9 protein-coding genes are annotated in these 6,947 nt (G+C 67.5%); 1 reads left to right on the top strand and 8 read right to left on the bottom strand.

The features are described from left to right. The 7 genes from RT567_RS11915 to mutM form a co-directional block, all read right to left on the bottom strand. Positions 1-287: DnaA N-terminal domain-containing protein (locus RT567_RS11915; RefSeq protein ID WP_313576554.1), on the bottom strand; the 287-nt coding region annotated here is incomplete at its 3' end. Positions 288-801: 514 nt separating this feature from the next. Next, positions 802-1,071 carry a 30S ribosomal protein S20 gene (rpsT, locus tag RT567_RS11920; RefSeq protein ID WP_313576555.1) on the bottom strand — a complete coding sequence of 90 codons (270 nt, stop codon included), beginning with the start codon at positions 1,069-1,071 and terminating at the stop codon, positions 802-804. A 166-nt stretch (positions 1,072-1,237) separates the two neighbouring features. Continuing rightward, positions 1,238-2,023, bottom strand: coding sequence for an enoyl-CoA hydratase (locus RT567_RS11925; RefSeq protein WP_313576556.1), 786 nt, complete (start codon positions 2,021-2,023; stop codon positions 1,238-1,240). A 40-nt stretch (positions 2,024-2,063) separates the two neighbouring features. Then, positions 2,064-2,282 (bottom strand): helix-turn-helix transcriptional regulator, encoded by a 219-nt coding sequence (locus tag RT567_RS11930; protein ID WP_313576557.1) that lies wholly within the window; start codon positions 2,280-2,282, stop codon positions 2,064-2,066. Next, a complete protein-coding gene (locus RT567_RS11935; RefSeq protein ID WP_313576558.1) occupies positions 2,282-2,770 on the bottom strand; it encodes a hypothetical protein in 489 nt (162 codons plus the stop codon). The genes RT567_RS11930 and RT567_RS11935 overlap by 1 nt, the downstream gene beginning before the upstream one ends. Before the next feature lie 24 nt (positions 2,771-2,794). Next, positions 2,795-3,259, bottom strand: coding sequence for a hypothetical protein (locus RT567_RS11940; protein WP_313576559.1), 465 nt, complete (start codon positions 3,257-3,259; stop codon positions 2,795-2,797). A gap of 97 nt (positions 3,260-3,356) precedes the next feature. Continuing rightward, complete coding sequence (mutM, locus tag RT567_RS11945; protein WP_313576560.1) at positions 3,357-4,220, bottom strand: bifunctional DNA-formamidopyrimidine glycosylase/DNA-(apurinic or apyrimidinic site) lyase; 864 nt, start codon at positions 4,218-4,220, stop codon at positions 3,357-3,359. A gap of 104 nt (positions 4,221-4,324) precedes the next feature. On the opposite strand from mutM, the gene RT567_RS11950 reads away from it, so the two are divergent. Further along, positions 4,325-6,373, top strand: a complete 2,049-nt coding sequence (locus tag RT567_RS11950) for an OPT family oligopeptide transporter (protein WP_313576561.1) — start codon at positions 4,325-4,327, stop codon at positions 6,371-6,373. A 6-nt stretch (positions 6,374-6,379) separates the two neighbouring features. Here RT567_RS11950 and RT567_RS11955 read toward each other — a convergent pair. After that, on the bottom strand, positions 6,380-6,947 hold a 568-nt coding region (locus RT567_RS11955; protein WP_313576562.1), incomplete at its 5' end, for a LysR substrate-binding domain-containing protein.

Below are 6,947 nucleotides of genomic sequence, written 5' to 3' on the forward strand. Positions count from 1 at the left end.
GGGGCGTCGCGCAGACCGGACGGCGGCGCCGACCCCATCTCGGCGCGGCAGCGCACCTCCAGGCGACGCGACAGGCCGTCCAGGCCCAGCCACAGCTCGTTCATGCGACGCAGGGCGTTCTTGCGCACCCAGTCGCGGGCGTAGGCCGTCGGGGTCACCAGGATCAGATTGCCCTGGGAATCCACGCGCACGGCGGAAGGCGCGATATAGGAGCTGAACGGACCATCCCCGATCTCAGCCTTCAGGCGGTCCGCCGCCTCGGTCCAGATACGGTTGGGATCCGTCATTCCCGCCATTACCGCGCCCCCGATCATTCAGAACACCCGCCACAAGAGTTATCACCGACGAACGCCCTTCGAGACGCCACGTCCAGGGACGACTTCTCTCGCCTCGCGAAGCCGGGCTTCGCAAGCGGGGTCGTACTCACAGACAGACATCTCGCGCCAAGGGAAACCATTGATTTCCCTCGTCTTCATCCCAACAGGACGGAAGCGCGTTACCCCTTCAACTTACCCCCGGCGCGGCGGAGATCAACGCTGATTCGAGTCGAGATTCGCACTTAAATTGATTGACTCCGGCAAACCTCGGCAGGGCTTGGGAAAATGGCCGTTTCACCCCAATCCATAACCAGAATCCGTAAGCGTCACTTAGCTCCAGACAGCAAGACGGCGAGGGAGCTTGCGCTTCCTCGCCGTTGAATTCTTTGCATTTTCTTACGAAATACCCGTTACAGGCCTTCCGTAGCCGTCACATTGCGCCGTTTGACGAGGCCGTAAAGACTCGTCCGAACGCCCTGCGAAATCAGGCGGCCGACAGCTTCTTCAGCTGGGCGGCCAGACGGCTGACCTTGCGCGAGCCGGTGTTCTTGTGAACCACGCCCTTCGACACGGCGCGCATTAGTTCCGACTGAGCCGTGATGAAGGCGGCCTTGGCGGCGGCGACGTCGCCGCCCGTCAGGGCTTCCTGGAACTTGCGCAGGTAGGTGCGCACGCGGGTGCGGCGGGCCTTGTTCACTTCGGTCCGCGCTTCGATCTTGCGGATCGCCTTGCGGGCGCCTGCATTGTTGGCCATCGGGTAAAAACCTTCGAACGAAAACGCCGTAAACCACACGTCCACGGCGAGAAAATCTCAAGAGCGGGCGGCTATAGCGGAAAGCCCCCGAACGGTCAACGCGATCCGGTCTGAATTGAGTCGGGGCCGGGGTTTGCGCCCCGTTTCATCCGGCCCCGACATGGATTCAGCGGCCGGTGAAGGCCGGTTTGCGCTTCTCGACGAAGGCGGCCATGCCCTCCTTCTGGTCGTCGAAGGCGAACAGGGAGTGGAACAGGCGGCGCTCGAACACCACCCCTTGTGTCAGGGTCGTCTCGAAGGCGGCGTTGACCAGTTCCTTGTTGGCCATGACGGCCAGGATCGACTGGCCGGCGATCTTGGCCGCCGCGGCCCGCGCCTCGTCCAGCAGGACGTCCGACGCCACCACGCGCGACACCAGACCCGAACGCTCGGCCTCGGCGGCGTCCATCATCCGGCCGGTCAGGCACATATCCATGGCCTTGGCCTTGCCCACGGCGCGCGTCAGGCGCTGCGAGCCGCCGATGCCGGGGGCCACGCCCAGGTTGATCTCGGGCTGGCCGAACCTGGCCGTTTCGGAAGCGATGATGAAGTCGCACAGCATGGCCAGCTCGCAACCGCCGCCCAGAGCATAGCCCGACACCGCCGCGATGATCGGCTTGCGGAACCCAGCCACCCGGTCATGGGCGCGGGCGAAGAAGTTGCCGCGATACATATCAGCATAGGCCTGATCGGCCATCTCCTTGATGTCGGCGCCGGCGGCGAAGGCCTTGACCGAGCCGGTCAGGACCACGCAGCGCACGCTGTCATCGTCGGCCACGCTCTCCAGGAAGTCGCCCAGCTCGCCGGTCAGGGTGGTGTTCAGCGCGTTCAGCGCCTCGGGCCGGTTCAGGGTGACGACCGCATAGCCCTCGGCGTGGCGTTCGATCAGCAGGGTGGAATAGGCGTCGGCCATCTGGGCGCTCCTCACAATCGTTGAGCCGAGGTCTAGCGCCTCAGCCCTCCCACTGAAACACCTCGCCGATCTCGACGCCAAAGACCTGGGCGATGCGGAAGGCAGCCTCCAGGCTGGGCGAGTATTTGCCCTGCTCCATGGCGACGATGGTCTGGCGCGTCATGCCGATACGCGCGGCCAGGTCGGCCTGAGTCATCTCATTGGCGTGGAAGCGCAGTTCGCGAATGCGGTTCTTGATGGGGGGCGGCGCCTTGCTCATCACCGCCCCCGCTTCAACAGGGCCAGGGACAGGGCCCAGCGCGCCAGTTCCGACACCATGATGCAGCCCAGCACCGCATTGGCGACCAGCACCAGGCCGTTGCCGGGGATCATCCACCGCGCCAGCTCCTCAGGCTTCGCGCTGCCCCAGAAGCCGACGCCGTAGGCGACCGCCGAGACCGTGACCAGCAGGCCGATCAACAGCATCAGAGACACATGGCTGGCCTGCAGCGTCGCTGCGCCCTCGCGTTCGTCGCGCGCCCGACGCTCGGCCTTGGACGTCGTCAGCATGGCCAGGGCCGTCAGCCCGCTTTCCAGCACCACCACCGCAATCAGACCGAGGATGAACAGACCGCCCATGTCGGCGGCGAAATCCGCCTGCTTCAGCCCTCCGGCCAGCACGCGCTCGCCGAACCTCCAGGCGTAGGCGCCCCAGACCGCCAGCCCGGCGATGATGGCCACCCACAGGTGCTTTTCTCGAAAGCTCATGACGCGCTCCTTGCTCTTCGCCGTTCAGCCGACCCGGCGCAGCAGGGTGATCAGGATCGCATGGCGCACCACCTCCGACAGGACCAGGGCGAAGATGAAACCGTTGGCCGCCAGCAGCAAAGCCGGCGCCAGAGGCTCGGGCCCCAGCATGTCCGGATGACGCAGGGCGTAGTTGTAGCCAAAGGCCGACAGCGCCCCCAGCGTGCCGCTCATGGTCACGAAGGCCGTGTAGCTGGCCTTCAGGGCCATGCCCTGCTCGCGCTCGTCGACCACGTCCCGCTCGGCCTTCGGCGTGCTGGCCGCCGCCAGAATGGAAAAGCCGACCTGGGCCGCGATGCTGAAGGCGATGCAGGCCCCCATGGTCCACAGCACCAGATCCTGGGTCAGCGAGCCGTCGGCCGCCTTCAGCCCCAGCCGCACGAAATAGAAACTCCACACCGCCGACATGGTCAGCAGCACGCCCCACGACAGCTTTTCCCTGAACGACATCAGCCGCCCCCTCTTGATCCCAAGCGATGAGACGGTGTCGCACAGTGCAGACATTGTGTCTATTATTTTTTACATCAAGTCTAATTTTACCGACACATCATCGCTTCTGACAGACCGAACAGAAGAAGGTCGAGCGCCCGCCCTGGACGACGCGCGCCACCACGCCGGAACAGCCTTCCGTCCGGCAAGCCTCGCCCTCGCGGCCGTAAACGTCGAAATTGTGCTGGAAGTAGCCCTGCCCGCCCTCGACGTTGGCGAAGTCCTTCAGGGTCGAGCCGCCCGCCGCGATGGCGTCGCCCAGCACATTGCGGACCTCCACCGCCAGCCGCTCCAGCCGGGGACGGCTGACCTTGCCGGCCGCCGTCAGGGGCGAGATGCGCGCCCGGTACAGCGCCTCGCATACATAGATGTTGCCAAGCCCCGCCACGATGCTCTGGTCCAGCAGGCTGACCTTGATGTTCTGCGCCTTGCCCGCGAAGGCCTCGGCCAGATGCGCGCCCGAGAAGGCGTTGCCCAACGGTTCCGGCCCCAGCTTGGCGAACCAGGCGTGGCCCTCGACCGCCTCGGTCGGGATCAGGCCCATGAAGCCGAAACGCCGCGCATCGGCATAGCCCAGCCGCGTCAACACCCCGCCCCGGTCGGCCGTCAGGCTCATGTGCTCATGCTTGCCCGCGATCGGCGCATCCGTCTCGAACACGCCCGGCGCGACGCCTTCCAGGGTGAACCGCCCCGTCATGCCCAGATGCGTCACCCAGGTTTCGCCGGTCGACAGAGGGAACAGCAGATACTTCGCCCGCCGGTCCAGCCGCAGCACCGTCGCCCCCTCCAGTCGCTCGATGAAGCGCTCCGGGAAAGGAAAGCGCAGATCCGGCCGGTTCTGGCGCGGCGCGGTCAGACGCGCGCCCTCCAGCACCGGCTCCAGGCCGCGACGGACGGTTTCGACTTCGGGTAATTCGGGCATGGATGCAGAGGTAGCGGTTGAAAGGACGCCAGAGAAGAGGCGCGCCCCGTTGTCACGGCCTGGCTTTCAGGCTTAGCCTCCCGGCAAATTTACGAGGCTCCCGCATGACGGACAAACCCGCCGGAACCGGCAAACGCATCGAACTGACGATCCGCGCCCTGATCCTGGGCTGCTTGCTCGCGGCGGTGTTTACAGCGGCCAACACCTATCTGGGCCTGAAGGTCGGCCTGACCTTCGCCTCGGCCATCCCGGCGGCGGTCATCTCCATGGCCCTGCTGCGGGCGTTCCGCGGTTCGACCATCTGGGAGAACATGACCGTCCAGACCGTCGCCTCGGTCGGCGGCTCGATGAGCGCCATCATCTTCGTCCTGCCCGGCCTCGTCATGATCGGCTGGTGGATGAACTTCCCCTTCTGGGAGTCGGTGATGATCTGCGTGCTGGGCGGCGTGCTGGGGGTGACCTTCTCCATTCCCCTGCGCCGCACCCTGGTCGTCCAGGGCGGCCTGCCCTACCCCGAGGGCGTCGCCGCCGCCGAGGTGCTGAAGGTCGGCTCGCCCGGCGCAGAGCAGACCGAAGAGGCCGTGCGCGAGAACAAGTCCGGCCTGTTCGTGGTCATCGGCGGGGCCATCGCCTCGGCCTTCTTCGGATTCCTGGCCTCGGCTCGCGTCTTCGCCCATGAGACCACCGCCTTCCTGCGCCTTCCGGCCGCCATGGGCGGCGGCGCGACCGGCGTCGGCTTCTCCATGCAGTTCGCCCTGCTGGGCGCCGGCCACCTGATCGGCCTGGCGGTCGGCCTGACCCAGCTGTTCGGCCTGGTCCTGGCCTGGCTGATCTTCGTGCCCATCCTGACCTCGCCCGAATTCGTCGCCTGGGCCGCCGCCAACGGCGTGCCGTCCATCGCGGCCGGGGTTCCCGCCGAAGCCGGCGCCGAGGGCCTGGCCATGAGCGTCTGGGCCCAGGAGGTCCGCTTCATCGGCGCAGGCGTCATCGGCGTCGCCGCCCTGTGGACCCTGGCCAAGCTGGCCAAACCCCTGGTCGCGGGCCTGGCCTCGGCCATCTCCGCCCAGGCGCGCCGCGCCCACGGCGAGACGCTGGAACTGGCCGAACAGGACATTCCCATCAAGCTGGTCGGCCTGATCTCGGTCGCCGCCCTGGTCGGCATCGCCGTCCTGCTGGCCGTCGTGGCCCAGGGCACCAGCCTGGCCGGATCGGCCCCGCTGCTGGTGATCGGCGGCCTGGTCTATGTGGTGGTCATCGGCTTCGCCGTGGCCGCCATCTGCGGCTATATGGCCGGTCTGATCGGCTCGTCGAACAGCCCGGTGTCGGGCGTCGGCATCCTGGCCATCATCATCGCCTCCCTGCTGATGCTGGGCGTGCTGGCCATCGCCGGGGTTCCGGCCGATCCATCGATCGTCGCCTTCGCCCTGATCGTCACCGCCGTCGTCTTCGCCGTGGCCGTCATCGCCAACGACAACCTTCAAGACCTCAAGACCGGCCAACTGGTCGAGGCCACCCCCTGGCGTCAGCAGACGGCCCTGCTGGTCGGCGTCGTCGCCGGCGCCCTGGTCATCCCCTTCGTGCTGGACATGATGAACCAGGCCTTCGGCTTCGAGGGCGGCCCGCCCGCCATCGTCCAGGGCTCGCAGACCCTGGCCGCGCCGCAGGCCACCCTGATTTCCGCCCTGGCCAAGGGCGTCATCAGCGGCGACCTGCGCTGGGATCTGATCGGCATCGGCGCCGTGGTCGGCGTTCTGGTCATCATCCTCGACGTCATCCTGCGTCGCACGACGAACGACAGGATCAAGCTGCCCCCGCTGGCGGCCGGCATCGGCGTCTATCTGCCGGCCGCCGTCACCACCATGCTGGTCATCGGCGCGGTCTGCGGCTGGCTGTACGACCGGGCGGTCAAGTCGACCCGCTACGCCGATGTGGCCCGCCGCATGGGCGTGCTGCTGGCGTCCGGCCTGATCGTGGGCGAGAGCCTGTTCGGCGTCTTCACCGCCGCCGTCATCGTCGGCACCAAGAAGGAGGCGCCCTTCGCCCTGCTGCCCGCCGACAGCGGCTGGCCCGCGATGTGGGCCGGTCTGATCGCCTTCGCTGTCCTGACCTACGCCCTTTACGCCTGGGTGCGCCGCCGTTCGGCCCAGGTCTAAGCCAAACTAGAGGGCGGCGGCGAAGGCCTCCGCCGCCCGACTGGCCCCGCGCTCGCGGTGCCGCAGCCGATAGAAGGGCCGCTCAGGCAGTTCGAGCGGCAGACGAACCAGCCGCCCCGCCTCGATCAGGGGCCGGGCGGCCAGTTCCGAGATCGCCGTGACCAGGCCGCCGCTCGCACCACCGCTGGCCGCGACCGCTTCATTGGACGGCAGCACCAACGCCGTCTTCAGGTCCGCCGCCGCCAGGCCGCGCGGCAGGGCCGCCTCGAACTCGCTGCGGGTGCCCGAGCCCCCCTCACGCAAGGCCCAGTCCAGCGCCTTCAGGTCAGACGCCGCCAACTCCCTGTCTCGATCCGCCAGCGGATGCCCCGGCGCCGCCACCACGATCAGCCGGTCGGCGGCGATGCGCGTCCGCTCCAGCCTGGGCGCGTCCTCGGCGCCTTCGATCAGGCCCAGCTCCGCCTCGCCCGCCAGCACCGCCTCGACCACCTGATGGGTGTTGCCGATCGACAGATACAGTTCGATGCCCGGATGACTCTGGGCGAAGGCGACCATGCGCGGCGGCAGCCAGTAG

The sequence above is a fragment of the Brevundimonas sp. genome (genome assembly GCF_032107865.1).
Classification (GTDB): Bacteria; Pseudomonadota; Alphaproteobacteria; order Caulobacterales; family Caulobacteraceae; genus Brevundimonas.

What these genes read in the sequence shown, in the direction of transcription:
- rpsT (WP_313576555.1), bottom strand. Translation starts at nt 1,071, where the DNA reads ATGGCCAACAATGCAGGCGCCCGCAAGGCGATCCGCAAGATCGAAGCG.
- RT567_RS11925 (WP_313576556.1), bottom strand. Translation starts at nt 2,023, where the DNA reads ATGGCCGACGCCTATTCCACCCTGCTGATCGAACGCCACGCCGAGGGC.
- RT567_RS11930 (WP_313576557.1), bottom strand. Translation starts at nt 2,282, where the DNA reads ATGAGCAAGGCGCCGCCCCCCATCAAGAACCGCATTCGCGAACTGCGC.
- RT567_RS11935 (WP_313576558.1), bottom strand. Translation starts at nt 2,770, where the DNA reads ATGAGCTTTCGAGAAAAGCACCTGTGGGTGGCCATCATCGCCGGGCTG.
- RT567_RS11940 (WP_313576559.1), bottom strand. Translation starts at nt 3,259, where the DNA reads ATGTCGTTCAGGGAAAAGCTGTCGTGGGGCGTGCTGCTGACCATGTCG.
- mutM (WP_313576560.1), bottom strand. Translation starts at nt 4,220, where the DNA reads ATGCCCGAATTACCCGAAGTCGAAACCGTCCGTCGCGGCCTGGAGCCG.
- RT567_RS11950 (WP_313576561.1), top strand. Translation starts at nt 4,325, where the DNA reads ATGACGGACAAACCCGCCGGAACCGGCAAACGCATCGAACTGACGATC.